This window comes from Pseudomonas sp. SAS7 (genome assembly GCF_052112345.1).
Classification (GTDB): domain Bacteria; phylum Pseudomonadota; class Gammaproteobacteria; order Pseudomonadales; family Pseudomonadaceae; genus Aquipseudomonas; species Aquipseudomonas putida_Q.
Map to the genome: position 1 here is coordinate 40,114 of NZ_JBEGGO010000018.1, position 25,506 is coordinate 65,619.

18 protein-coding genes are annotated in these 25,506 nt (G+C 64.1%); 9 read left to right on the forward strand and 9 right to left on the reverse strand.

The window, feature by feature from the left end:
• The first annotated feature begins 8 nt into the window (after positions 1-8).
• A complete protein-coding gene (locus tag ABI582_RS24165) occupies positions 9-803 on the forward strand; it encodes a DUF4892 domain-containing protein (RefSeq protein WP_442120510.1) in 795 nt (264 codons plus the stop codon).
• Between the two features lie 12 nt (positions 804-815).
• Positions 816-1,868: an AI-2E family transporter gene (locus tag ABI582_RS24170; RefSeq protein WP_442120511.1), complete on the forward strand. Its 1,053-nt coding sequence runs from the start codon at positions 816-818 to the stop codon at positions 1,866-1,868.
• 53 nt (positions 1,869-1,921) lie between these two features.
• Here the strand turns inward: ABI582_RS24170 and ABI582_RS24175 are convergent, their stop codons facing one another.
• From ABI582_RS24175 to ABI582_RS24185, 3 genes are all read right to left on the reverse strand, one after another.
• The gene (locus ABI582_RS24175; RefSeq protein WP_442120512.1) at positions 1,922-4,342 is read right to left on the reverse strand and encodes a TonB-dependent siderophore receptor; all 2,421 of its coding nucleotides are present in this window, start codon (positions 4,340-4,342) and stop codon (positions 1,922-1,924) included.
• A 97-nt stretch (positions 4,343-4,439) separates the two neighbouring features.
• The gene (locus tag ABI582_RS24180) at positions 4,440-5,414 is read right to left on the reverse strand and encodes a FecR family protein (protein WP_442120513.1); all 975 of its coding nucleotides are present in this window, start codon (positions 5,412-5,414) and stop codon (positions 4,440-4,442) included.
• Between the two features lie 54 nt (positions 5,415-5,468).
• The gene (locus ABI582_RS24185) at positions 5,469-5,966 is read right to left on the reverse strand and encodes an RNA polymerase sigma factor (RefSeq protein WP_338744668.1); all 498 of its coding nucleotides are present in this window, start codon (positions 5,964-5,966) and stop codon (positions 5,469-5,471) included.
• 212 nt (positions 5,967-6,178) lie between these two features.
• On the opposite strand from ABI582_RS24185, the gene kdpF reads away from it, so the two are divergent.
• The 6 genes from kdpF to ABI582_RS24215 all read left to right on the forward strand — a co-directional run bounded on the left by kdpF (position 6,179) and on the right by ABI582_RS24215 (position 14,032).
• Positions 6,179-6,268 carry a K(+)-transporting ATPase subunit F gene (kdpF, locus tag ABI582_RS24190; RefSeq protein WP_003251485.1) on the forward strand — a complete coding sequence of 30 codons (90 nt, stop codon included), beginning with the start codon at positions 6,179-6,181 and terminating at the stop codon, positions 6,266-6,268.
• A gap of 9 nt (positions 6,269-6,277) precedes the next feature.
• A complete protein-coding gene (gene kdpA / locus ABI582_RS24195; RefSeq protein ID WP_442120514.1) occupies positions 6,278-7,972 on the forward strand; it encodes a potassium-transporting ATPase subunit KdpA in 1,695 nt (564 codons plus the stop codon).
• A gap of 9 nt (positions 7,973-7,981) precedes the next feature.
• Positions 7,982-10,036, forward strand: coding sequence for a potassium-transporting ATPase subunit KdpB (gene kdpB / locus ABI582_RS24200; RefSeq protein WP_442120515.1), 2,055 nt, complete (start codon positions 7,982-7,984; stop codon positions 10,034-10,036).
• 10 nt (positions 10,037-10,046) lie between these two features.
• Complete coding sequence (gene kdpC / locus ABI582_RS24205) at positions 10,047-10,604, forward strand: potassium-transporting ATPase subunit KdpC (RefSeq protein WP_338744666.1); 558 nt, start codon at positions 10,047-10,049, stop codon at positions 10,602-10,604.
• 81 nt (positions 10,605-10,685) lie between these two features.
• Positions 10,686-13,340: a DUF4118 domain-containing protein gene (locus ABI582_RS24210; protein ID WP_442120516.1), complete on the forward strand. Its 2,655-nt coding sequence runs from the start codon at positions 10,686-10,688 to the stop codon at positions 13,338-13,340.
• Positions 13,337-14,032, forward strand: a complete 696-nt coding sequence (locus tag ABI582_RS24215) for a response regulator (RefSeq protein ID WP_338744664.1) — start codon at positions 13,337-13,339, stop codon at positions 14,030-14,032. The genes ABI582_RS24210 and ABI582_RS24215 overlap by 4 nt, the downstream gene beginning before the upstream one ends.
• 86 nt (positions 14,033-14,118) lie before the next feature.
• On the opposite strand, the gene ABI582_RS24220 is transcribed toward ABI582_RS24215, so the two are convergent.
• The 3 genes from ABI582_RS24220 to ABI582_RS24230 form a co-directional block, all read right to left on the reverse strand.
• Positions 14,119-16,029: an FAD-dependent oxidoreductase gene (locus ABI582_RS24220; RefSeq protein ID WP_442120517.1), complete on the reverse strand. Its 1,911-nt coding sequence runs from the start codon at positions 16,027-16,029 to the stop codon at positions 14,119-14,121.
• Positions 16,030-16,084: 55 nt separating this feature from the next.
• On the reverse strand, positions 16,085-16,990 hold the full coding sequence (locus ABI582_RS24225) for a LysR family transcriptional regulator (protein ID WP_019470164.1): 906 nt from the start codon (positions 16,988-16,990) through the stop codon (positions 16,085-16,087).
• A 169-nt stretch (positions 16,991-17,159) separates the two neighbouring features.
• Complete coding sequence (locus ABI582_RS24230) at positions 17,160-20,090, reverse strand: aminotransferase (RefSeq protein ID WP_442120518.1); 2,931 nt, start codon at positions 20,088-20,090, stop codon at positions 17,160-17,162.
• A 192-nt stretch (positions 20,091-20,282) separates the two neighbouring features.
• On the opposite strand from ABI582_RS24230, the gene ABI582_RS24235 reads away from it, so the two are divergent.
• Complete coding sequence (locus ABI582_RS24235) at positions 20,283-21,446, forward strand: ATP-binding protein (protein WP_442120519.1); 1,164 nt, start codon at positions 20,283-20,285, stop codon at positions 21,444-21,446.
• A gap of 355 nt (positions 21,447-21,801) precedes the next feature.
• Here the strand turns inward: ABI582_RS24235 and ABI582_RS24240 are convergent, their stop codons facing one another.
• Genes ABI582_RS24240 through ABI582_RS24250 form a run of 3 tightly spaced genes read right to left on the reverse strand, consistent with a single transcriptional unit; the run spans position 21,802 to position 25,505 of the window.
• Positions 21,802-23,409 (reverse strand): ABC transporter ATP-binding protein, encoded by a 1,608-nt coding sequence (locus tag ABI582_RS24240; protein WP_338744660.1) that lies wholly within the window; start codon positions 23,407-23,409, stop codon positions 21,802-21,804.
• A 1-nt stretch (position 23,410) separates the two neighbouring features.
• Entirely contained in the window at positions 23,411-24,430 is a 1,020-nt protein-coding gene (locus ABI582_RS24245) for an ABC transporter permease (RefSeq protein WP_016488246.1), read from the reverse strand.
• A gap of 1 nt (position 24,431) precedes the next feature.
• The gene (locus tag ABI582_RS24250) at positions 24,432-25,505 is read right to left on the reverse strand and encodes a microcin C ABC transporter permease YejB (protein WP_016498730.1); all 1,074 of its coding nucleotides are present in this window, start codon (positions 25,503-25,505) and stop codon (positions 24,432-24,434) included.
• Position 25,506: the final 1 nt, after the last annotated feature.

Here is a 25,506-nt window from a genome sequence, read left to right on the forward strand (position 1 = left end):
GTTCGCCAATGAGCGCGCCTGTTGCCATCCGTACTGCTGTCGCTGCCTGCCTGGCGCTGGCCAGCCCTTTGTTGTGGGCGGGCAGCCTGCCGGTGCCGGTGGACGGCAAGGTCGTTGACCAGCGCCCGGCCGTGGAGCAGGAGCGCGTCTACCCCATGGGCCCTCTGCGCAAGATCAGCGGCCGCCTGCGGGTCGAAAACAAGGTCGAGAGCCGTGGCCAGGTCAGCTCGGTAACCTACGAACTGCCGGTCGAACGTACGGCCCGTGAAGCCTTCACCAGTGCCCGCGAAGAGCTGCAGCGCGACGGCGGTTACCCGTTGTTCTGGTGCCAGGGCCGCGATTGCGGCGAGGCCAGCCTGTGGGCCAACGATGTGTTCGCCAACGCTCGCCTCAACGGTGGTGACGAGCAGCAGGCGTTCATCCTGCTACGCCGCTCGGCAGAGGAGGCCGACACGCTGGTCGCGCTGTACAGCGTTACCCGTGGCAACCGCCGCGCCTACCTGCATGTGGAGGAGTTCGTCGCCGCCAGCCCGCTGGGCGAGCTGTTGCCAACCGCCGCCACGGTGCTGCGCGAAATGCGTGACACCGGCAAGCTCGACTACCCTGACCTTGCTGCACCGCAAGACACCTGGGTGAACCTGCTGGCCCGTAGCCTGAACCTCGACAGCACCTTGCGCGCCAGCCTCAGTGGTGCCCAGGCCGAAGCCTGGCGCGAGGCGCTGGTCAAGGCCGGTGTGCGCAATGGCCGCCTTGAGGTCGGCAGTGCGCCCACAGACGGCCTGCACCTTGAACTGATCCGTTGAACGAGCGCCACCATGGTTAACAATGATCGCCTGCTGGTCCAGATTCTGCTGCTGGCGTTACTGGGCGCCGGCCTGTGGGTGATGGCACCGTTCATTTCGGCATTGCTGTGGGGGGCCATCCTGGCCTTTGCCAGTTGGCCGTTGATGCGCTTGCTGACGCGCGTGCTGGGTGGGCGTGAAACCCTGGCAGCCAGCCTGTTGACCCTCGCCTGGATCCTGATCGTGGCCCTGCCGCTGGTGTGGCTGGGGTTCAACCTGGCCGATCACATTCGCGATGCCACGGCGTTTGTACGTGACGTACAGGTCGATGGCCTGCCCGATGCGCCGGCCTGGCTGGGTGGCATTCCATTCGTAGGCGAGCGCCTGGTCAACGGGTGGCAATCGCTGGACCAGCAGGGCGCGGCCTTGCTGGCCTCGGCCAAGCCCTACTTCGGGCAGGTGGGCAACTGGCTCCTGGCGCGCAGTGCGCAGATAGGCAGCGGCGTGCTGGAACTGACCCTGAGCCTGGTGTTCGTGTTTTTCTTCTACCGCGACGGGCCGCGCCTGGCAGCCTTCGTGTTGCGCTTGCTGCATCGCCTGATGGGCGAGCGCGCCGAGTATTACCTGGAGCTGGTAGCCGGTACCGTGCAGCGGGTGGTCAACGGGGTGATCGGCACGGCGGCCGCGCAGGCCCTGCTGGCGCTGATCGGCTTCCTGATCGCCGGGGTGCCCGGGGCGATCGTGCTGGGCCTGGTGACCTTCATGCTCAGCCTGATCCCCATGGGCCCGCCACTGGCCTGGATCCCGGCCACTGCCTGGCTGGTGTGGAAGGGTGAGTACGGCATGGCGGTGTTCCTGGGTATCTGGGGCACCTTCGTCATCAGCGGCGTGGACAACGTGCTCAAGCCATACCTGATCAGCCGTGGCGGCAACCTGCCACTGGTGATCGTGCTGCTGGGTGTATTCGGTGGCTTGCTTGCCTTTGGCTTCATTGGCCTGTTCATTGGGCCGACCTTGCTGGCGGTCGGCTACAGCCTGCTGCTGGACTGGAGCCGTAACGCGGCGCAACAGCCGCCTCAGTCTTAATCCTGTAATGGCCTCTTCGCAGGCAAGCCCGCGAAGAGGCGGCGGCGCCAGATTCAGTACTTCCAGGTTACCGACGCCGTGAGGTTGCGCGGCGCGCCATAGTTGGTAGACCCAGCCGACTGATACAGCGACAACAGGTATTTGCGGTCGAACACGTTGTTCAGGTTCAGTGACGCACTCCAGTGCTCGTCGAAGTCGAAACTGCCCATCAGGTCCATCAGGGCATAAGCCTCCTGGCGTACCTGGTGGTTGCCGTCAGCCCTGGTCGCGCTCTGCCACTGTACCCGCGTCCCGACCTTGGCCTGCGGCAACGCGGGCAGGCGATAAGTTACACTGCCACGCAGGCTATGGCTGGGTACGTAGCGGCGGGTCTTCTCGCCGTCGCCATCCTCGATGTGCACGTAGGTGTAGCCCGCTGCCAGGTCCAGGCCGGGCATGGCTTCACCGGACGCTTCCAGCTCCACGCCGTGACTCTTGTTGTCCTCGCCACGGTAGGCATACTGCCCGCCGATGATCTCGCCGGTAGTCACGGCCACGTTCTGCTGCTCGGTTTTGAACAACGCAGCGCTCACGGTCAGACGCTCTTCGAGCAGGCTGCCTTTCACACCCACCTCGGTGCTCTTGCCTTCCAGAGGTTCGATCACGCCCCCTGCAGTACTGCGCAGGTACTGGGGCTTGAAGATCTCTGTCCAGCTGGCATACACGCTCCATTGCGCGTTCAGGTCATACACCAGGCCGGTGTAGGGCGTGACTTTGCCATGTACCCGGGTGTCGTGGGCCGAGCCGTATCCCATACCTTCACCATCGGCGCTGAGCATGCGGGCCCCGGCAATCCAGTGCAGGTCATCGGTCAGACTGAAGCGGGCGCCGGCATACAGGCTCTTCTGGCGGTCGGTGAAATGCTGGGTGTTGAGTTCGTCGGTGTAGGTCAGCGGCGGCTTCTGTACAGCCCCGGCGAGTGCGTCGCCGAGGCTGACCACTTCGCTGCCCGAGCTGTTGCGGTAGTAGCCACGTTCGTCATGGCGGCTACGCCCGTAGTTGGCACCCAGGGTCAGCTCATGCTGGCGGCCGAACAGGGCGAACGGGCCCGAAAGCTGTGCTTCACCGGTTACCTGGTGCTCGGTGCTGGTGGTACGGTTGATGTAAGCAAGCACGTCATCGGCCGTGAAAGGGATGGCATAGAGCATCTGGGTATCCTGATGCTGGTTGACCCCGGTTACGGTGAACGTGCCTCGCCAACCCTCGCCAAAGTCATGGGCCAGTTCCGCAAAGGCCCGCTGCGTGTGGATGTTCCAGTAGGTCCAGGGCTGGCCGATGCTGGAACTGCGGCTGCTGTAGTGGATCGGGTTGCCGAGGTAGTCGGCCATCGGCAGCGCGCCCCAGGTACTGCCATTGGCGTCGCTCTTCTGTTCCGAGAAACCCACGGTGAGGGTATCGGCCGAGGACAGGTCAAAAGCCAGCACGCCTGCGGTGACATTCAGTTCGTGGCTGTAACGGTCGAGGTATGAATTGCCTTTGTCATGTGCGTAGATCAAACGCCCACGCACGTTGCCGTCGTCGGTCAGCGGGCCGCTGACATCGAAGTCTGCGCGGCGGTTGTCCCAGGCGCCGATGCTGGTGCCGAGCTTGGCCTGCAAGGTATCAGTCGGCCGTTTACGCACGAAATTGACGGTGGCCGACGGGTTGCCCGCGCCGCTCATCAGGCCATTGGCGCCGTGCAGCACATCGATCTGCTCGAACTCTGCCAGGTCCTGGTCGCCCAGCAACACGCCGGACGAGAAGGGCATGCCCATGCCATCGTACTCGAAGTTGTCGATGGTGAAGCCGCGTGAAGTGAAGGCCGTACGGTCGGTTTCGAACTGTTCGACCGTAACGGTGGGTGCGTTGCGCAACGCGTCTTTCACACTGTTGAGCTTGAAGTCGTCGAGCTGCTCGCGGGTGACAGTCGACACGGCCTGTGGCGTTTCCCGGTTGCTCAGGCCCAGGCGCGTGGTGCTGGACGCAGGCCGGGCCTGATAACCACGGCTCTGGCCATCGGCCTGGGCCAGTTGGTACTGCACCTGCGTGGGGGCCAGGGTCACTTCATTGCTGACGCCTTGTGCAGCGCCTGGCAGCAAGTACAGTGTGCTGGCGTCGGTGCGGGCAAAGTTGTAACCGCTGCCTTGCAGCAACCTGGCCAGGCCGTCTTCCAGCGAGTAGCTACCGACCACTGCCGTGCTGCGCAGGCTTGCATCGACATTACCGTCCAGCAGCACGTTCTGCCCGGACTGCTGGCTGAATACCAACAGCGCCTGACGCAGGGGCTGGGCAGGAATGTTCAGCGCCAGCTTTTGCGCTGTGCGCGTGGCAAGCTGGCCAGGCGCTGCATGCGCCTGGGTTGCCCCGGTCAGCAAGCAGCACGCCATGGCTGCGCCCAGGGCGCCCTGTTGCCAGCGTAGGGTAAGGGTGGAGTGTTGGTCGTGTCGCTTGGCCATTCAGGCGTGCCCCATGCAAGTGCAGATATGCGAATAACTCTCAGTGCCGTTAAGACGCATGAGGCATTTGAATATCTGATGGGGCCTGCAAGTTTTTTCAGGCAGCGGGGTAGAGCAGGGTAACCAGGTCGGTGTATTGCGCCGTGCGCACGGCCAGTGCTCTGGACATCACGTCGAGCATCTGCTCGGGGTGCTCAAGGTTCAGGATCAGGCTGACTCGCCGAGCGGCCAGTTGCTTGTCCATGATGAAAATGCGCCCTTCGCGCCAGCGCTGCAATTCCTCGACTACCGCCTGCAAAGGCTCGTTGAAAAACACCAGGCGGCCACTGCGCCAGGCCAGCAACTGCTCCAGCTCCGCGCGCTGGATCTCGCCGGTCGAGCGCGGGCTGAAGCGCAGAGACAGGCCTTCTTCCAGGTCAGTCTGCTGGCTGGTACTCAGCACCTGTACACGGCGCCGATGAACCGCTACCTGCGCTGTATCGTGGTTGCACGACAGGCAAAACTCGGCCTCGTCCGTGCGCAGTCGGCCGGCTTGGGTAATGACCGTGAAGTCGCCAGCAGTGCTTGGGCGTACCATGAAAAACGCTTGGCCCTGCAACAGTTCTACCGTGCGGCGGGTGGTTGAGAAGTCCAGGTTCATCGCCGTGTGCCCGGCCATTTCCACCGTCGAACCATCCGGCAGGCGGGCGATACGCCGTTCACCGACTGCCGTGCGCAAATCGGCGAATGGGGCGTCCATGCCCTTGAGCCAGAACAGGCCGGCGCCTGCGCTTGCCGCCGCAGCACTGGCGGCAAGCCCCATGCCCATGAACCTGCGACGAGACAGGCGCGCGGGCGCGCGTGGCGCAACCGGGGCGGGCTGGCACAGCAGGGCGGAGGCGGCCCACAGGTTCTCCAGTTCGGCATAGGCCTGGGCGTGGCGCACATCGGCTGCCATCCACGTTTCCCACGCTTTGCGTTGTGCGGGGGAGGGCGCGCCGCCATGAAACAGCGCGAACCAGGCACTGGCCTGATGACCAATGTCATCGGCAGTCGGGGCGGCGTGGTCGTTTGACGGCGGTTCGCGATTCATGGCTTCAACGCTTCACAGGGGCAGCACAAGCGGTGCATTGTGGCAGGCAGGGCGTCACTGTGACATGCCCTGTTTCAACAGTTCCAGTGCCTTGACCATGCGGCTGTAGGCCGTCTTGGGGGAAATGCTCAAGCGCTCGCCGATTTCCACGTAGGTCATGCCTTCGACCCGCACCATCAGGAACACCTCGCGGCAGGGCTCAGGCATGTTCTGGATCACCGTGTTCAAGGCTGCAAGTTGCTGGTTGGCGATGGCGACCTGTTCCAGGGTGGCCGTTGGTTGGGCAACTGCGCTGGCTTCGGGCGAATCCAGTGGCTCGCTCTTGCGGTGCTGCTGGCGACGGGTGTGGTCGATGAACAGGTTGCGTGCGCTGGAAAACAGGTAGGCACGAAAGTTCTCGATGCGGCTGCGGCCCATTTGCTCGGAAAGGCGAATGAACGTGTCCTGGGTCAGGTCAGCGGCGGTTTCCTTGCAGCGCAGGCGACGGTCCAGGTACTCCTGAATCTCTTCGCGGTGGGCGAGGTAGAGTGCCTTGAGATCTGAGCCGGACATGAAGCCACCTTGGCAGGGATTTGAGCGAGGGCGGCAAAATACCATAAATGAGAATTGTTTTGATTGGTCTTTTTGCCAGGGCATCAGTCCAATAAACCTGATCTTTACGCATTCTTTATACCCACGCCCATCCCCCGATCTCGCCCCTTTACGCCCCGCCCTAAGACAATTTCCCCAAAGCGGCCCAAGCCGTACCACGGGGAGAACCACTCATGAACATGCTCGACGGGCTGTCACTGCTGCTGGCAGTGGCCTTGGCGTTTTATCTGCTGGTGGCGCTGCTGCGCGCCGATCGCAGCTAGGGAGCGACCATGCACAGTTACGATTTTGCCTTGCTCCTGGCGTTCTTTGCCATCGTGCTGCTACCGGCACCCTGGCTTGGGCGGTTCTACTTCAAGGTCATGGAAGGCCAGCGCACCTGGCTTTCGCCGTTGCTGGGCCCGGTCGAGCGTGGCTGCTACCGGTTGGCGGGCGTGAACGCCAGCCAGGAGCAGAACTGGCGGCAGTACACCCTGGCCCTGCTGGCCTTCAACCTGGCCGGGTTCCTGCTGCTGTTCGCCGTGCTGCTGTTGCAGGGCTACCTGCCGCTGAATCCGCAGCACCTGCCAGGCCAGGAATGGTCGCTGGCGTTCAACACCGCCGTCAGTTTCGTGACCAACACCAACTGGCAGGCCTACAGCGGTGAGGCCTCGGTCAGCTACTTGAGCCAGATGCTCGGCCTGACCGTGCAGAACTTTGTCAGTGCTGCCACCGGCCTGGCCGTGCTGGTGGCGTTGTGCCGTGGCATTGCCCGGCGCAGCACGTCGACGCTGGGCAACTTCTGGGTCGACATGACCCGGGCCACCCTCTATGGCTTGCTGCCACTGTGTGTGCTGCTGGCGCTGTTGCTGGTATGGCAGGGCGTGCCGCAGACTTTTGCCGACTATGCCCATGCGCTGACCTTGCAAGGTGCTGACCAGAGCATTCCACTGGGGCCGGCTGCCAGCCAGATCGCCATCAAGCAACTGGGCACCAATGGCGGCGGCTTCTTCGGCGTCAACTCGGCGCACCCGTTCGAAAACCCCACGGCCTGGAGCAACCTGTTCGAGGTGGCTTCGATCATCCTCATTCCGGTGGCCTTGGTGTTCACCTTCGGCCACTACGTGAAGGACCTGCGCCAGAGCCGCGCCATCCTCGCCTGCATGCTTGCCCTGTTCCTGATCGGTGGCAGCACGGCGTTGTGGTCCGAGCACCAACCCAACCCGGCGCTGCAGAGCCCGCAGGTGCAGCAGACCGCGCCCCTGGAGGGCAAGGAAAGCCGCTTCGGCACCACCGGTTCAGTGCTGTGGACGGTCACCACCACCGCCGCCTCCAACGGCTCGGTCAACGCCATGCACGACAGCCTGAACCCTCTGACCGGCATGGTGGCGATGGTCAACATGATGGTCGGCGAGGTGATCTTCGGCGGCGTCGGCGCGGGCCTCTACGGCATGCTGCTGTTTGTCCTGATTGCAGTGTTCCTGGCCGGGTTGATGATTGGCCGCACCCCGGAATACTTGGGCAAGAAGCTGCAGGCCCGTGAGGTGCAGTTGCTGGTGGCGACCCTGCTGGTGATGCCGGTCGGCGTGCTAGTACTTGGCGCCATCGCCGCCAGCCTGCCAGGCCCGGCGGGGGCAATCAGCAACCCGGGGGCGCACGGTTTCAGCCAGCTGCTGTACGCCTACACCTCGGGCACGGCCAACAACGGCTCGGCGTTCGCCGGTTTTGGCGCCAACACGGTGTACCACAACCTGATGATCGGCCTGGCCATGCTCATTGGCCGCTTTGGCTACATCCTGCCGATCCTGGCCTTGGCCGGCAGCCTGGCGGCGAAGAAAAGCGCGCCACAGGGGCAGAACAGCTTCCCCACCCACGGCCCGCTGTTCACCGGCCTGCTGCTGGTGACCATCCTGCTGGTCGGTGGCCTGACCTTCCTGCCGACCCTGGCCCTTGGGCCAATTGCCGAACACCTGAGCCTGGGTTTTTGAGGACCGATCATGAACATGCCCATTCCTGAAGTGAACACCCGGCACACTGCCAAGGACCAGACCCGCCTCGCCGCGCTGTGGCGCCCGGCGCTGGTGCAGGCGTTCGTCAAACTCGACCCGCGCCAGCTCAAACGCTCGCCAGTGATGCTGGTGGTGGCCCTGACCGCAGTGCTCACCACCGTGCTGTGCTTCGCCCCCGGCAATGGCGTGAGCACGGGTGTTGCCGTGCAGATCGCCCTGTGGCTGTGGTTCACCGTGCTGTTCGCCAACTTCGCCGAAGCCCTCGCCGAAGGCCGTGGCAAGGCCCGGGCCGACAGCCTGAAGGCCGGCAGCCAAGGCCTGACTGCCCAGCGTCGCCAGCGTGATGGCAGTTACGAGACGGTTGCTGCCAGCGCGCTGCGCAAGGACGACGTGGTACGCGTGGTAGCCGGCGAGATGATCCCCGGTGACGGCGAGGTGCTTGAAGGTATCGCGGCCGTCAACGAGGCCGCCATTACCGGCGAGTCTGCACCCGTGATCCGCGAGTCTGGCGGCGACCGCTCGGCGGTCACCGGCAACACCCGGTTGGTCTCCGACTGGCTGCTGATCCGCATTACCAGCAACCCGGGCGAGTCGACCCTGGACCGCATGATCGCCCTGGTCGAAGGTGCCAAGCGACAGAAGACTCCCAACGAGATCGCCCTCGACATCCTGCTGATCGGCCTGACGCTGATCTTCCTGATCGTGGTGGTGACCTTGCAGCCGTTCGCCCACTTTGTGGGTGGCAGCCTGCCGCTGATCTTCCTGGCTGCGTTGCTGGTGACGCTGATTCCCACCACCATCGGCGGCCTGCTGTCAGCCATCGGCATCGCCGGCATGGACCGGCTGGTGCGGCTGAACGTCATTGCCCGTTCGGGCCGTGCGGTGGAAGCCGCCGGTGACGTGCATACGCTGATGCTCGACAAGACCGGCACCATCACCTTCGGCAACCGCCGCTGCAGCGCGCTGCATGCAGCACCGGGCATCGCTGCCAAGGAACTGGGGGAGGGCGCCTTGCTGGCCTCGCTGGCTGACGATACCGCCGAGGGCAAGTCGATTGTCGAGTACCTGCGCCAGTTGCACGACTTCGTCGAGCCTCCCGCCGGTCAGTTCGAAGCCGTGGCCTTCAGCGCCGAAACGCGCTTGTCGGGCATCGACTACCAGCAGCACCGCTACCGCAAGGGTGCCGTGGATGCCGTGCTGGCATTCGTCGGCATGCAACGCCTGGAAATGCCCCCGGCGCTGGCCCGCGAAGTGGAACGTATTGCCCAGAGCGGTGGTACGCCGCTGCTGGTGTGTGTCGACAAGCGCCTGCTTGGCGTGATCCACCTCAAGGACGTGGTCAAACCCGGCATCCGCGAGCGCTTCGCCGAGCTCCGCAAGTTGGGCATCCGCACCGTGATGGTGACCGGCGACAACCCGTTGACTGCCGCCGCCATCGCCGCAGAGGCGGGCGTGGATGACGTACTGGCCGAGGCCACCCCCGAGAAGAAGCTGGCGCGTATCCGCCAGGAGCAGAACGACGGCCGCCTGGTGGCCATGTGCGGCGACGGCGCCAACGATGCCCCGGCACTGGCCCAGGCCGATGTGGGCATGGCCATGAACGATGGCACCCAGGCCGCGCGCGAGGCGGCCAACATGGTCGACCTGGACAGCGATCCGACCAAGCTGCTGGATGTAGTACAGGTGGGCAAGGAGTTGCTGGTGACACGTGGTGCGTTGACCACGTTCTCCATTGCCAACGACGTGGCCAAGTACTTCGCCATCCTGCCGGCGCTGTTCGCCGCCATCTACCCGCAACTGGGCGTGCTCAACCTGATGCAGTTAGCCAGCCCGCAGAGCGCGATCCTGTCGGCCATCGTGTTCAACGCGCTGATCATTATCGTGCTGATCCCGCTGGCGCTGCGTGGCGTGCGCGTGCAGGCGGCCAGTGCGGCGCACCTGCTGCGGCGCAACCTGCTGATCTACGGGCTGGGCGGCATCGTGGTGCCGTTTGCCGGGATCAAGCTGATCGACCTGCTGCTCAACGCCCTGAACCTGGTCTGAGGAGGCCACCATGAATGCTTATGTACGCCCGGCATTGAGCCTGGCCCTGTTGATGACGCTGGTGACCGGCGCACTGTATCCGCTGGCGGTGACCGGCATCGCCCAGGTTGTTTTTCCGGCACAGGCCAATGGCAGCCTGGTGCGGGATGACCAGGGCCAGGTACGCGGTTCGGCATTGATCGCCCAGGACTTCAAGGGCGATGGCTGGTTCCATGCGCGGCCTTCGGCAGGTGCCTATGCGACCGTGGCTAGCAGCGCCAGTAACCTGTCGCCGAGCAACCCGGCGCTGGCCGAGCGGGTGAAGGGGGAGGCGGCTGCGCTGTATCAGGCGCAGCAAGGGCCTGTGCCGCAGGCGTTGCTGACCACCTCGGGCAGTGGCCTGGACCCGCACCTGCCACCGGAGGCCGTGGCCTATCAGATTGCGCGGGTGGCAGCGGCGCGGCAGCTGCCGGTGGAACGCTTGCAAGCCTTGCAGGAAGAGGCCACCCTCCACCCATTGATCGGCCCACCGGTGGTCAATGTGCTGGCGTTGAACCGGGCCTTGGAAAATCTCGCCAATGTGAGATGAATTGAAGAGCTGGCAGGGAGCCTGTGGGAGCGGTGTCTGTCTCTGAATTGGCCGATTGCTGGAAATAGCAAAGGATGAAACATGAGTGATTCCGCCCGCGCAGATGCGCTGTTGGCTAACCTCCCGCGCACCGGCCGGGGCCGGCTGAAGGTGTTCCTTGGCGCCGCCCCCGGCGTCGGCAAGACCTTCGCCATGCTCCAGGCCGCCCATGCCCAGCAACGTCAGGGTGTGCAGGTACTGGCCGGGGTGGTGGAAACCCACGGCCGCGCTGAAACCGAAGCGCTGCTCGCCGGCCTTCAGCAGCAGCCGTTGCTGCGCAGCCAGTACCGTGGCGTCACCCTGGAGGAAATGGACCTCGACGGCCTGCTCCAGGCCGCGCCGGCCTTGGCCCTGGTCGACGAACTGGCCCACACCAACGCCCCCGGCAGCCGCCACGCCAAGCGCTGGCAGGACGTGCAGGAGCTGCTGGCCGCCGGCATCGACGTGTACACCACGGTCAACGTCCAGCACCTGGAAAGCCTCAACGACAAGGTGCGCGACATTACCGGCGTACAAGTGCGTGAAACCCTGCCGGACTGGGTGCTGCAGGAAGCCTTCGAACTGGTGCTGATCGACCTGCCACCCCGCGAACTGCTCGAACGCCTGCGCGAGGGCAAGGTGTACGTGCCCGAGCAGGCGCGGGCGGCCATCGATGCGTACTTCTCGCAAACCAACCTCACCGCCTTGCGCGAACTGGCCATGCAAACGGCCGCCGCGCAGGTGGATGCCGACCTTGCCCATGGTTATCGCCAGCGTGGCGAAGAGGCCCCGGCCTTGCGCGGGCGGCTTCTGGTGGGCGTGGACGGGGACGACCAGGCGGAGCGCCTGGTACGCCATGCCAGCCGCGTGGCGCAGCGCCGGCACCTGCCCTGGAGCCTGGTGCATGTGGACAACGGCCGCCTGCGCGACGAAACCGCACGTCACCGCTTGCAGGCCGCGCAGCAGCTGGCCGAGCGCCTGGGCGGCGAGGTGGTGCTGCTAAGGGCTGGCGAAGTGGCGCGCACGTTGATCCAGCATGCCGCCGAGCGGCGGGCCAGCCTGGTGCTGGTAGGGCAGTCCCGCGACCGTTTGCGCCGTCGCCTGTTCGGTGCCGGAGTGGCCGCGCGGCTGTTGCGCGAAAGCCATGGCCTGGAAATCAACGTGCTGGACCGCGACGTACAGCCGCAAGCACCGCGGTCGGCGGTGCGGCGGGTGTGGGTGTGGCGCCACTACCTGCTGGCGCTGCTGGCCACGGTCATGGCGGCGGGGCTGGCCTGGGCGGTGTCGAGTGTGCTGGCGCTGCCCAACATTTCGCTGGTGTTTCTGGCTGCGGTGTTGCTGGTGGCGGTGCGCAGCAGCCTGGGGCCTGCGCTGGCGTGCGCCGCGTTGTCGTTCCTGACTTACGATTTTCTGTTCATTCCACCCAATTTCTCGTTCAGCATCCAGCGCGAAGAAGACGTGCTGACACTGGTGTTCTTCCTGCTGATGGCCGCGCTTACCGGCAACCTGGCCGCACGCCAGCGCCGCCAGTTGCAGGCGCTGCGCGAAACCCAGGCGCAGACCGGCCAGCTGCTCGACCTGTCGCGCCGGCTGACCGTGGCCACCGACCGCCAGGCCGTGTTCAATGCAGCCGGCCAGCATCTGGACGGCCGGCAAGACATGCAGGTGTGCCTGCTGGAGCGCAATGCCGAAGGCCGGCTGCAGGTGGCCAGCGGCGAAGCCCATGCCTTCAGCGACACCGAACGGGCGGCTGCCGATTGGGCCTGGCAGCACGGCCAGGCCGCTGGCCATGGCAGCGACACCTTGCCCAATGGCCGCTGGTGGTGGTGGCCGCTGGCGGTGGACGAACAGCCTTTGGCACTGCTGGGTGTGCGCCCGCGCAACGGGCAGCCGCTCAACGACCCACGCCGGCGCCTGCTGACGGCTCTTGGCCAGCCACTGGCTCAGGCCCTGGCCCGCGCTCGCCTGGCCGAACAGCTGGAAGCCGCGCGCCTGCACGGCGAAACCGAGCAACTGCGCAGCGCCTTGCTGGCGTCCGTCTCCCACGACCTGCGCACGCCGTTGACCGCCATGCGCGGCAGCATCGACAGCCTGCTGGCGCTGGGCGAAGCGATACCGGCCGAGGACCGCCGCGAGCTGTTGGAGGGCACCCGCAACGAGGCCGAACGCCTCGACCGCTATATCCAGAACCTGCTGGACATGACCCGCCTGGGCCACGGCGGCCTCAAGCTGGCCCGCGACTGGGTAGCCCCGGCCGACATCGTCGGCAGTGCGCTCAACCGCCTGCGCGTTGTGCTGGCGCCGCTGCGGGTGCACACCGATGTGCCGGCCGAGCTGCCGTTGCTGTTCGTGCATGCGGCGCTGATCGAACAGGCGCTGGTCAACGTGCTGGAAAACGCCGCACGCTTTTCCCCGGCCAATGGCCAGCTTGAGCTACAGGTGGCCGTGCATGAAGACCAGTTGCGCTTTACCGTCAGCGACCAGGGCCCCGGCATTCCTGTCGCCGACCGCGAGAAGATCTTCGACATGTTCTATACCGCTGCCCGTGGTGACCGCGGCGGGCAGGGCACAGGCCTGGGCCTGGCAATCTGCCAGGGCATGATCGGTGCCCATGGCGGGCAGATTCTGGTGGGCGAAGGCATCGATGGCCAGGGCACCGGCATCACTCTATGCTTGCCGCTACCCCCTCAACCTGAAGCCGAAAGCGAAACGCCATGAGCCAGTCCGCCACCCTGTTGGTCATCGACGATGAACCGCAGATCCGCAAGTTTTTACGCATCAGCCTGGCCTCGCAAGGCTACAAGGTGCTTGAGGCGGCCACTGGTACTGAAGGGCTGGCCCAGGCTGCGCTGGGCAAGCCGGACCTGGTGGTGCTCGACCTGGGGCTGCCGGACATGGACGGCCAGCAGGTGCTGCGTGAGCTGCGCGAATGGAGCGCGGTGCCGGTGATGGTGCTGTCGGTGCGCGCCAGTGAGGTGCAGAAGGTGGATGCGCTGGACGGCGGGGCCAACGATTACGTGACCAAGCCGTTTGGCATCCAGGAATTTCTGGCGCGGGTGCGGGCCCTGCTACGCCAGGTGCCACAGGCCGGGGGCTCGGAAGTGGCAGCCAGCTTTGGGCCGCTGACTGTGGATTTTGCCTTTCGCCGGGTGACCCTGGACGGTGTGGAGGTGGCGTTAACGCGTAAGGAGTATGCCTTGCTGGCGCTTTTGGCCGGGCACCCCGGGCGGGTGATTACCCAGCAGCAACTGCTCAAGGACGTCTGGGGGCCTACCCATGTGGAGGACACCCATTACCTGCGGATCGTGGTCGGGCATCTGCGGCAGAAGCTGGGCGATGACCCCACGGCGCCACGGTTCATCATCACCGAGGCAGGGGTGGGGTACAGGTTGGTGGCGCCGACTACCTGACTCAGGACCAGGCGCACATCCTGTGGGAGGGGATTCACCCGCGGTCTGCCTGGTGATGAAACGCATCGGTTCGCGCCTGTATGGCTTCATCGATCAGGCTCATGTATTCGCTCACTGTCAGCGACACCCACAGCGGAGAGCAACTCGTTGACCGCTCGCGACGCTTCATCTATCGCCGCATGCGCATAGGCCTCCCAGGCGGCATCGGAGTTGGCGATGGCAACATTACCGACTTTCTGGCGGGCCAGGTTCATCAGTTTTTCACTCTGTTGCTGGTCATCAAACAGACTGTTGGCATAGTACGCGTAACCATGCGGCCAGCGGTTGATGGTGATGGCCTGGACATCCTTGTGGTAGTCGAAGCCCGCCGGCCCCAGCATGGCCTGTAGCTGGTCACGCACCATACCTTCCATTTGCTCGAAGTTCATCGCATACAGCTTGCTGCGGCCGAGGCGGGCCTGGCTGCGGGCATCCAGGCCTGCGTTGGGTGTGGTGGGTACATAGACCATGTGCAGGCCGATGGGCTGATCCGGATCGCGGGGATGGCTGTAGCCGCCGATGTCTACCGGATAATCCAGTTTGACGCGGCTGTAGGGCTGGTTCGGTGCATAGATTTCGTGCACGCCCAATGTCATGAAACTGCGCCAGTTGCGAATCACCACTTTTGTGTACACCAGCGGGAATTTCACGTTCTGCGCTAACGCGTGGGCCTGCTCAGTGCAGAGGTCGCGCAGCAGGTAGGGGATCATCATGTTGTAGCAGGCCAGTATGCAGTGCTTGCCCCGTACCCGGTGCAGCTCGCCGCCCCGGCTGTAGCCGATGTCGACGCCACCGTTGCGGTTGGCGACACTGACCGCAGTGCTGTTCAGGCGCAGGCGCACCGGGCTTTGTGCAATGTCCAGCCTGGCGTAATCGAAAGGCGCCAAAACGATGTCGTTCATGTTGTTGCCGGGCGCGACAGCCGGAATCAGGCTGCGCACCAGCAGCCGTGCCAGTGAGGCGTTTCCGTCGGGGAAGTGATAGATGTAGGGCTCCTCCATCTCGGCTTTCAGCGCTTCGCTGACCGGTGCGAGGCCCATGGCGGCAAAGCCTGGGAAGCCCACGCCATAGGCGTCGGCGGCGGCCACGGCGTCGATGCTCAGTGCGGAAAAGTCGTTGGTGCGGCTGAGGAAGTAGCGCGCGGCGGCTTCGCTTAGCCCGACGTCCTTGCGCAGGAAGTCCTGATAGCTGGTCTTGGCCAGATAGGCCTCTTTCTGTTCAAGGCTTTTGCCCGCCAGGTAGTCACGGGGTGCCTCGTGCAGGTCGATCAATGCCTGGCGGTCGGCCTCCGGCAGTGGGAAGTCGCCGATGAACGCGCGCCAGCTACGCGCGTTGAGTTTGTTTGGGGCAATATCATCGGCGACCATTGGCGTAGGGTCGCCACTGACCAGTTTCGCTTCGCCAAAGCCGGTCTTGTCGAAGAACACGCCACGAGACAGGCCAAGGTTTGGGTAGAAGTTTCGGTCGAAGGCGGTCTGGAAACGGTCCACATCCACGTTCAGTTGCTTGAGCAGGCCGTTCACCGTATCGCTGTAAAGGTGCTTGGGTGACTGAAAGGCCTCGCTCCCGCCGTAGCCAAGGATCATCTGGTTGCCCATCTGGAATTCGTTGCGCTTGGCGTGACCACCGAAGTCGTCGTGGTTTTCGATAATCAGCACGCGCGCTTTCGGGTGCTGCTGTCGGTAGAACCAGGCAGCAGACAGGCCACTGATGCCCCCGCCGACCACCACCAGATCGTAATGCTCTTCAACCTTCAGGCCGGTGGTGTCGAATACCTTCTTTTCCCAACCCATCTGGTGCGCCACTTCGAACGCACCTGGATGGCTGCCGCGCAGGCCCGTGAGGGCGGGCGGGTAATAGCGGCCGGACGGCGCGGCCTGTAGTAGTTGCAGCGGGGTGAGCCCTGCACCGATGGTGAGGGCTACGCCATTGAGAAAGTCGCGTCGAGTGATGGTCATGTCAGTGTCCTTACTGGGTAACCGTTGGCTTGCTCGAAGCGTAGTCGGCGATGGATCAGGACCTTGGCGATTCTGTTTCAAAGCATTGGCGCATGACGTCCAGGTAACGTCGAGCGCCCAGGCCCAACGGGCGTGACTTTATCCAGATGATGTCTACCCATAGGCGCAGGCGGCTGGCCATGTTGTCAAAGCGCACCTCGGCCAGTGCACCGGAAGCAATCAGCGGTTCAACCAGCGGCTGCGGCAGGTAGGCCCAGCCCAGCCCCGATTGCACCAGGTCCAGCGTGGCCAGGTAGCTGTCGGTCAGCCAGATGCGCCGCGACAGCACCATGCGTGGGTCTGACCCGGTGGCCTTGCCCGAGGCCACGATGATCTGCCGTTGTTCGGCAAAGGCCTCTTCAGGCAGTGGCGTGCCGCTGTTCTGCCCGGCCGGATGGCGTGGTGAGGCGACGGCTACCAGCAGTTGGCTGCCGGCTTCGAGGAACGACTCACGTTCGTCGATGCCGGGCCGTTCGAACACCAGTGCCAGTTGCACACTGCCGTCATGCAACAGGCGAATGGCTTCGGTCTGGGTGGCCGAACGTACCTCGATTTCCAGGCTGGGAAACTCTTGGGCGAGGGTTTCCAGTGGCTGGCTCCAGCGGCCGGTCTGTAGCTCGGGCGCCATGGCGATGGTCAGGCGTTTTTCCAGGCCCTTGTGCAGTTGCAGGGCCTGGGCATCCAGCAGATTGAGCTGGCAGATCACCTGCCTGGCCTGAGGCTCCAGCGCCAGGGCGGCGCTGGTGGGCAAGGCTTTGCGCGTGGCCCGGTCGAACAGCGGCAGGTCCAGCTCCGCTTCCAGTTGGGCGATTGCCATGCTTACGGCCGAAGGCACACGGCCCAGCTTGCGCGCGGCAGCGGAGAACGAGCCGGCATCCAGCACCGCGAGGAAAATTGCCAGGGAGTCGCTGGAGAAGGCCATGTTCGGTGAACCTGATGTTGGGGCGTTGTGAGCGAATAGTAATAGATGGAATTGCCAAAGGTAGGGCTTGAAGTAATCGGTGTTTGTGAGATCGAGCGCCGCCCGCGCGGCGCTCGATCTCACAGGCGACGAACTTCCAGGGGCCAACGCTCCAGCCTCACCCCAATCCCTACAGCCCTTCGCCCAGCACCCGGTCAATGCTGTCGACAAAGTAGTCCACGCTTGCCCGGGTGGTGCACATTGGTGGCTTGATCTTGAGGATGTTCAGGTAGTCGCCGGTCGGCTGCATGAAGATGCCCAGGTCACGCAGGCGATTGCACAGCGTCATGGTTTCTTCGGTGGCCGGCTCCAGGGTTGTGCGGTCGCGCACCAGTTCCAGCCCCAGGTAGAAGCCCGAGCCATGTGCCGCGCCAGCCAGCGGGTGCTTGTCGACCAGCGCCTGCAGGCGGGCCTTGAAGTAGCGCCCGGTGTCGCGGGCGTTGTCCCACAGGCCTTCTTCCTGCATCACGTCCAGCACCGCCATGCCGATGCGGCAAGTGACCGGGCTGCCACCGGCCGAGGAGAAGAAGTAACCCTCGGCCTCCAGCGCCTCGGCGATTTCGCGGCGGGTGATGACCACGCCCAACGGCTGGCCGTTGCCCATGCCCTTGGCCATGGTGATGATGTCGGGCACCACGCCTTGTTCCTCGAAGCCCCAGAAGTATTCGCCCAGGCGGCCATAACCCACCTGCACTTCGTCGGCGATGCACACCCCGCCACGGGCGCGCACCTTGGCATAGGCGTCGCGCAGGTAGCCGGCCGGCAACGAGATACCGCCGGCATTGCCGTACACCGGCTCGCAGATGATGCCCGCCAGCTGGCGGCCACGCGCATCGAGGTCAGCCAGCTTGGCGTCGACGTCCCGCAGGTAGTCGGCGGCGCTGTCGGCACCGCGGAAACGACCGCGGAAGGTGTTCGGTGCCTCGACCGGGTGCACCCAGTCCGGGCGGGTTTCCAGGGCCTGTGGGTTGTCGGCGATGGATGTGGAAATGGCATCGGTGGCCACCGACCAGCCGTGGTAGGCCTCCAGCACGCTGAGCAGGTCACGCCCGCCGCTGTAGGCCCAGGCCAGGCGAATCGCCAGGTCGTTGGCTTCGGTGCCGCTGTTGACCATGAACACCCGGTCGAAACCTTCGGGTGCCAGCGCCAGCAGGCGCTCGGAGAACTCGGTGATGGCGGCGTAGTGGAAGCGCGAGTTGGTGTTCAGCAGCGACCACTGCCGCGCCGACTCGGCGACCATGCGCGGGTGGCCATGGCCCAGCACCGCGACGTTGTTGAGCATGTCCAGGTACGAACGGCCCTGCATGTCGATCAGGTAGTTGCGCCAGCCGCGTTCGATGTGGGGCGGCTGCGCGTAGTAGTGCTTCTGCGAGCGGGCGAAGCTGGCGTCGCGGCGGGCCAGCAAGGCTTGCGGATCGGGTAGCGGCTCGGCATCGCAATCGAAGCCCAGCAGCGCGGCTGGCGACGGGCACAGGGTCAGCCAGGCGGCAGCGTGTGATGGGGTGGCGAAGAACGGCGGCTGGATGCCGATGTCCAGGCACAACTGCACGCTGAGGAAACCACAGCTGTTGCCCAGGGACTGGCCTTTTTCCATGGCCTGGCCGTCTGCCGGTGCGTTTTCCAGGCCCTGCAGCCACATAGCCCAATGCGCTGTGCGCAGGCAGCCACGGCCGTCGCCGTGGCGCTGCCAGGTGCCGGGTGCTGGCGCTTGCACCAGGCTGCCGTTGGGCAGGTGCAGCTCAACGCCGAGGGCGCAGGTGGCGGGCTCTTCGGGGCGGTCGATGTGGGTTTGCGACAGGCGATATTGCCCGTGCAGGCTGGAGGCCGGAGCGGCTTGCGAAGCCAGCAGACGCTGGTCGAAACCGGGTTGCTCCCAGTTGCCGGCCTCGCAGTGTGTGCTGAGTACCCCCAGGTCCACCCGCGTTACGGCCTGCCCGGCCAGCTCGGGGAGCAGGGGGGCGCAACCGTTGAGGTCCGGCGCCTTGGGTTGCAGGCCCGCAGCCTGCAGGATGGCCGCCTCCATCAGGGCAATGGGCACGGCGGTGCCAGTGTCGAAAATTTCCCATTCGTGGGCAATGTTGTCGCGGGTGTACTGGTTGCCCGGGTCGACGGCGAGCTGTTGTTCGCTGCTCAGCACCAGTACGGCGGCGCGGTTCAGCACCAACGGCCACAGGGCACGTAGTTCGGCCTCGGTCAGCGGGTTGAGCGCCTGGTAGGCCTGCACGGCTGGCAGGATGCGTAGTGGGTCGCCCTCGGCGTGGTGCAACAGCGCAGCGCAGGTCACCGACAGGTCGGCGATGCGCCAGGTGCGCAGCAGGTCACCGAAATCGATCACGCCTTGCAGTTGCCACTGGCGCTGGGCATCACGGGCCCACACGGTGTTGTCGTCGGTGATGTCCAGGTGCACGGCCTGACTCGGCAAGTGATCAACCAGCGGCATCAGGCGCTCGCGGGCATGGCGGGTGGCGTGTTCGATGCGGGCGCGCTGCCCGCTGTCCTGCAGCACCGGCAGCAGATGATCGATCAGTGCCTGGGCATGTTGCGGGTCCCATTGCAGGGTGCGCGCAAGGCCTGGGTGGTCGAAATCGGCCAAGGCCTTGTCCAGCTTCGCACAGAGCCCGCCCAGCTCCGCCATCAGGTGCGGCTCCATGTGCTTGAGGCGGGTCAGGGGCTGGCCTTCGATGTAATCGAGCAGGCGCAGGCGCAGGGGGTGCCCGTCCATGTCCAGTGCCAGCAAACCTTCGCCGTTGCTGGCGGGTCGCAAGGCGGGTACCGGCAGGTCCTGTTCGCGCAGGTAGGCCAGGGCGGCATGTTGTGCTTCAAGCTCAAGCTGGGCATAGCTGCCGTGGCAGGCTTTGAGCACATAGCGGGCTTGTGGCGTGTCGACGCGGAAGTTGACGTCCTGTTGGCTGCCCAATGCCGTCAGGTCACCGTCCAGACCATAGTGCGCCTGCAATACGGCGTGTGCCTGCGTCTCGCTGAGTGTAGGGCTGGGCAGGCCGGAACGGCTGATTAGCGTGGTCAGGGCAGGGGAGGCGGACGAATGTTGTGGGCTGGACATGAGGCTCTACCGTTGCTGCTGGGAGTGGACGGTGGAGAATTTATGCCTGATCTGGCTGATGATGGAAGACGATTGTTGTCAGTAAAATTGATTATCGCGCGCTTGATCGTGTTTGCATGGCAGCCTGCGTGACTTTACATTGAATTATTATCTGCCAATAATTATTGGTATTCAATAATTCTGGATAAAGCCATGTTCGATCTATTTCCACGCCGCGAACTGGCTGCCGAAATGGCCAGGCAGCTGCTGAAACCCTCCACTCTGGATATCGGGCTGCGATCTGGTTTGTTCTTCTCGGGGCTGCGCCGGACTGGCAAAACCACCTTCCTGAAGAACGACTTGATCCCAGCATTGGAGGAAATGGGTGCGCTGGTGATCTACGTCGATCTCTGGAGTGATACCCAAACCAGCCCTGTGGCACTTGTCCTTGCAGCTGTGCGTAAAGCCCTTGTTGATCTGCAGAACCCAGGCTCGGCGTTCTTGCAAAAACTGAAAACCTTGCGCGGTGCGGCAGTCGAAATGGCCGGGCTCAAGTTTGGGTTCAACCTCGATACCTTGGGCACCGAAGGTGGCGTGACGCTGGCAGAAGCGCTAACTGAAGTCGTCGACCAAGCCCGGGCGGACGTCGTGCTGGTTGTCGATGAGGTACAGCAAGCGATTACCACCGAGGCCGGGCAGCAGATGATGCTGGCATTGAAGGCTGCACGTGATGCCATCAACCCGCGACCGAATACACCAGGGCATTTCCTGTTTATCGGTACCGGCTCTCACCGGGCAATGGTCAACGAATTGACCGCTCGACGTAACCAGGCTTTTGCCGGCGCTACCAACGTGCCCTATCCGGTACTAGGCAGGGACTATGTCGAATTCTGGCTCAAGCGGCTCGCGAATGATGGGCTGGACAACTTACCGTCGCTGGATGTTGCTGCACTCGCATTCAAAACGCTGGGTAGCAGGCCAGAGGAATTCATCCGTGCACTTCGCCAGCTGATTCATTCGCCAGCATCGAGTGTTGGGCCGGATGATTTGCTGCCAGTGATCGCAGCCACTTTGTGTTCGGCTGCTGCCGATCTGGAGCTAATGAAGGTAGAAGAGCTGGGCGTTCTGGCTGAAGCGATTTTTGCCCGGATTGCATCGGCCGAAGGTGATGTGCGTGGCGTGTTTTCCAATGAGGCGGCAGCCGAATATTCGAAAGTCGTGGGGCGCGAAGTTAGGGTTGAAGAGATACAGCCGGTTGCCAACGAGTTGCTGGCGGCCAACCTGATCATGCGTCGTGGGCACGGCGTCTACGGGGTGACTGACCCTTTCGTGCAGGAAATCTGGCGCGAGCGGCAGGATCTGTTGAGACGCCTTTGAGGGCAGCCCAGATCATCGTCGGTTTTTTTCGTTCTACGCCCGATTGCGTCAGGGCAGCAAGGTGCCGGCCTTGGTTTTTGCGGTGTAGCGCAGATCGAGCGCCGCCCGCGCGGCGCATCGCGAGCCAAGCTCGCTCCTACGTTTGTTTCGGGCCAGTATCGCCTGTGCCTGCGCGCGCGAACGCCCTGTTTGTCCCCCACGATATCGAAGGGAGCGCCAAGGGGACGCGCGCGTCTGCCCCAGGAATAATTGGCCCGAAACAAATGTAGGAGCGAGCTTGGCTCGCGATGCGCCGCGCGGGCGGCGCTCGATCTCAAACGCGGCGCAAGGATCAAGGCGAACACACACCATTCCCCTACGAAGCCTCAACCTCCAAAAACGCCGCCTCCAGCAACTGCCGTGTATACGGATGCTGCGGCGCATGGAAGATCGCCTGCGCATCCCCTTGCTCCACCACTTGCCCATGCTTGATCACCATCAGCTGGTGACTCAGCGCCTTGACCACCGCCAGGTCATGGCTGATGAACAGGTAGGTCAGGTTGTACTTCTGCTGCAGGTTACGCAGCAATTCCACCACCTGCCGCTGCACGGTGCGGTCCAGCGCGGACGTGGGTTCGTCCAGCAGGATCAGTGCGGGCTTCAGCACCAGCGCCCGGGCAATTGCGATGCGCTGGCGTTGCCCACCGGAAAACTCATGGGGGTAGCGATGGCGCGTGCGCGGGTCCAGGCCTACCTCTTCCAGGGCTGCGATAATTGCCGCTTCCTGTTCCTGCGCGGTGCCAATGCCGTGAATGCGCAACCCTTCACCCACAATGTCCGCCACGCACATGCGCGGGCTCAGGCTGCCAAACGGGTCCTGAAACACCACCTGCATTTCCCGACGCAGCGGCCGTACAGCCTTCTGGTTCAGCCCTTGCAGGTCTTGACCATGGAAGCGGATGCCCCCCTGGCTGGAAATCAGCCGCAGGATCGCCAGGCCGAGCGTCGACTTGCCTGACCCGGACTCCCCGACAATCCCCAGTGTCTGCCCTTGCGGCAAGCTGAAGTTGACCCCGTCCACGGCTTTCACATGGTCAACCGTGCGCCGCAGCAGCCCCTTCTTGATCGGGAACCACACCTTGAGGTCATCCACCTCCAGTAGTGGCGTGCCCACCGGGTTGTGCGCCGGCAGCCCGCTGGGCTCGGCATTTATAAGCATTTGGGTGTAGTGGTGCTGTGGCGAGCTGAACAGCGTGGCGCATTCGGCTTGCTCTACAATTTGCCCGCGCTGCATCACGCACACGCGGTGGGCGATGCGCCGCACCAGGTTCAGGTCATGGCTGATCAGCAGCAGCGCCATGCCCAAGCGCGCCTGCAGTTCCTTGAGCAGGTCGAGAATCTTCAGCTGCACGGTCACGTCCAGCGCCGTGGTCGGCTCATCTGCAATCAGCAGTTCCGGCTCGTTGGCCAGTGCCATGGCGATCATCACCCGTTGGCGCTGGCCGCCCGACAGCTCGTGGGGCAGGGCCTTCAAGCGCTTGTGCGGTTCGGGAATGCCGACCAGGTCCAGCAGTTCCAGGGTACGTGCGGTCGCTTCCTTGCCCGTCAGGCCCTTGTGCAGCAGAAGGATTTCGTTGATCTGCTTCTCGATGCAGTGCAGCGGGTTGAGCGAGGTCATCGGCTCCTGGAAGATCATCGCAATGCGGTTGCCGCGAATGCGTTGCAGGGTCTTCTCGTTCTGCTGCAGCAGGTCCTTGCCTTCGTAGCCGATGCTGCCGCTGGGGTGGCGGGCCAAGGGATAGGGCAGCAGCCGCAGGATCGAGTGCGCGGTGACCGATTTGCCCGAGCCACTTTCGCCCACCAGCGCCAGCGTCTCGCCTTTGCGGATGTCAAAGCTGATGCCGTCCACCACCCGGTTGACCTGGTCCCCGGTCACGAACTCCACGGCCAGGTCCCGCACTTCGATCAGGTTCTGTTCACTCATGTCACTTCCTCGGGTCGAAGGCATCGCGGGCGGACTCGCCGATGAACACCAGCAGGCTCAGCATCAGCGCCAGCACGGCAAAGGCGCTGATGCCCAGCCACGGCGCCTGCAGGTTGGACTTGCCCTGCGCCACCAGTTCGCCCAGTGATGGCGAACCGGCGGGCAGGCCGAAGCCGAGAAAGTCCAGGGCGGTGAGGGTGCCGATGGCGCCGGTGAGAATGAACGGCATGAAGGTCATGGTCGAGATCATGGCGTTGGGCAAAATGTGCCGGTACATGATCGCGCCGTTGCGCATGCCCAACGCACGGGCGGCGCGCACGTACTCCAGGTTGCGCCCACGCAGGAACTCGGCGCGCACCACATCCACCAGGCTCATCCACGAGAACAGCAGCATGATGCCCAGCAGCCACCAGAAGTTGGGCTGCACGAAGCTGGCCAGGATGATCAGAAGGTACAGCACAGGCAGGCCCGACCAGATTTCCAGAAAGCGCTGCCCCGCCAGGTCGACCCAGCCGCCATAGAAGCCTTGCAAGGCGCCGGCGATGACGCCGACGATGGAGCTGGCCACGGTCAGGGTGAGGGCGAACAGTACCGAAATGCGGAAGCCGTAGATCACCCGCGCCAGCACGTCGCGGCCCTGGTCGTCGGTGCCCAGCCAGTTGTCCGTGGAGGGCGGCGCCGGGGCGGGCACGCGCAGGTCGTAGTTGATGCTCTGGTAGCTGAACGGGATTGGCGCCCACAGCACAAAGCTGTCTTTCTTGGCCAGCAGTTCGCGGATGTACGGGCTCTTGTAGTTGGCCTCCAGCGGGAATTCGCCGCCGAAGGTGGTTTCCGGGTAGCGCTTGAACGCCGGGAAGTACCATTCGCCGTCGTAACGCACAGCAACGGGCTTGTCATTGGCGATCAGCTCCGCGCCCAGGCTCAGGCCGAACAGGATCAGGAACAGCCACAGCGACCACCAGCCACGGCGGTTGGCCTTGAAACGCTCGAAGCGCCGGCGGTTGAGGGGGGACAAGGCCATGTCAGTGCTCCCGGCTGGCAAAGTCGATGCGTGGATCGACCAGGGTGTAGGTCAGGTCGCCGATCAGTTTCACCACCAGCCCCAGCAGGGTGAAGATGAACAGGGTGCCGAAGACCACCGGGTAGTCGCGGTTGATGGCCGCTTCGAAACTCATCAGGCCCAGGCCGTCGAGGCTGAAGATGACCTCGATCAGCAAGGACCCGGTGAAGAAGATGCCGATGAACGCCGACGGGAAGCCGGCTATCACCAGCAGCATGGCGTTGCGGAACACGTGGCCGTACAGCACCCGCGGCCGGCTGAGGCCCTTGGCCTTGGCGGTGACCACATATTGCTTGTTGATCTCGTCGAGGAAGCTGTTCTTGGTCAGCAGGGTCATGGTGGCGAAGTTGCCGATGACCAGCGCGGTGATCGGCAGCACCAGGTGCCAGAAGTAGTCCAGCACCTTGCCGGTGGTGCTCAGTTCGTCGAAGTTGTTGGAGGTGAGGCCACGCAGTGGGAACCAGTCGAAGTAGCTGCCCCCGGCGAACAGCACGATCAGCAGGATGGCGAACAGGAACGCCGGTATCGCATAGCCGACGATGATCGCCGAGCTGGTCCACACGTCAAAGTGGCTGCCGTGGCGCACTGCCTTGGCGATCCCCAGCGGGATCGACACCAGGTACATGATCAGCGTGCTCCACAGCCCCAGCGAGATCGAAACCGGCATCTTCTCGACGATCAGGTCGATCACCTTGGCATCGCGGAAGAAGCTGTCGCCGAAGTCCAGTTGGGCGTAGTTCTTGATCATGATCCACAGGCGTTCGGGCGGCGACTTGTCGAAGCCGTACATGCGCTCGATTTCGGCGATCAGTGCCGGGTCCAGGCCCTGTGCGCCGCGGTAGTTGGAGCCGGCCACGGAAACCTCGGCGCCGCCACCGGCAATGCGGCTGGTGGCGCCTTCGAAGCCTTCGAGCTTGGCGATCATCTGCTCGACCGGGCCACCGGGGGCGGCCTGGACGATGATGAAGTTGATGACAAGGATACCGAACAGGGTCGGGATGATCAGCAGCAGGCGGCGCAGGATGTAGGCCAGCATG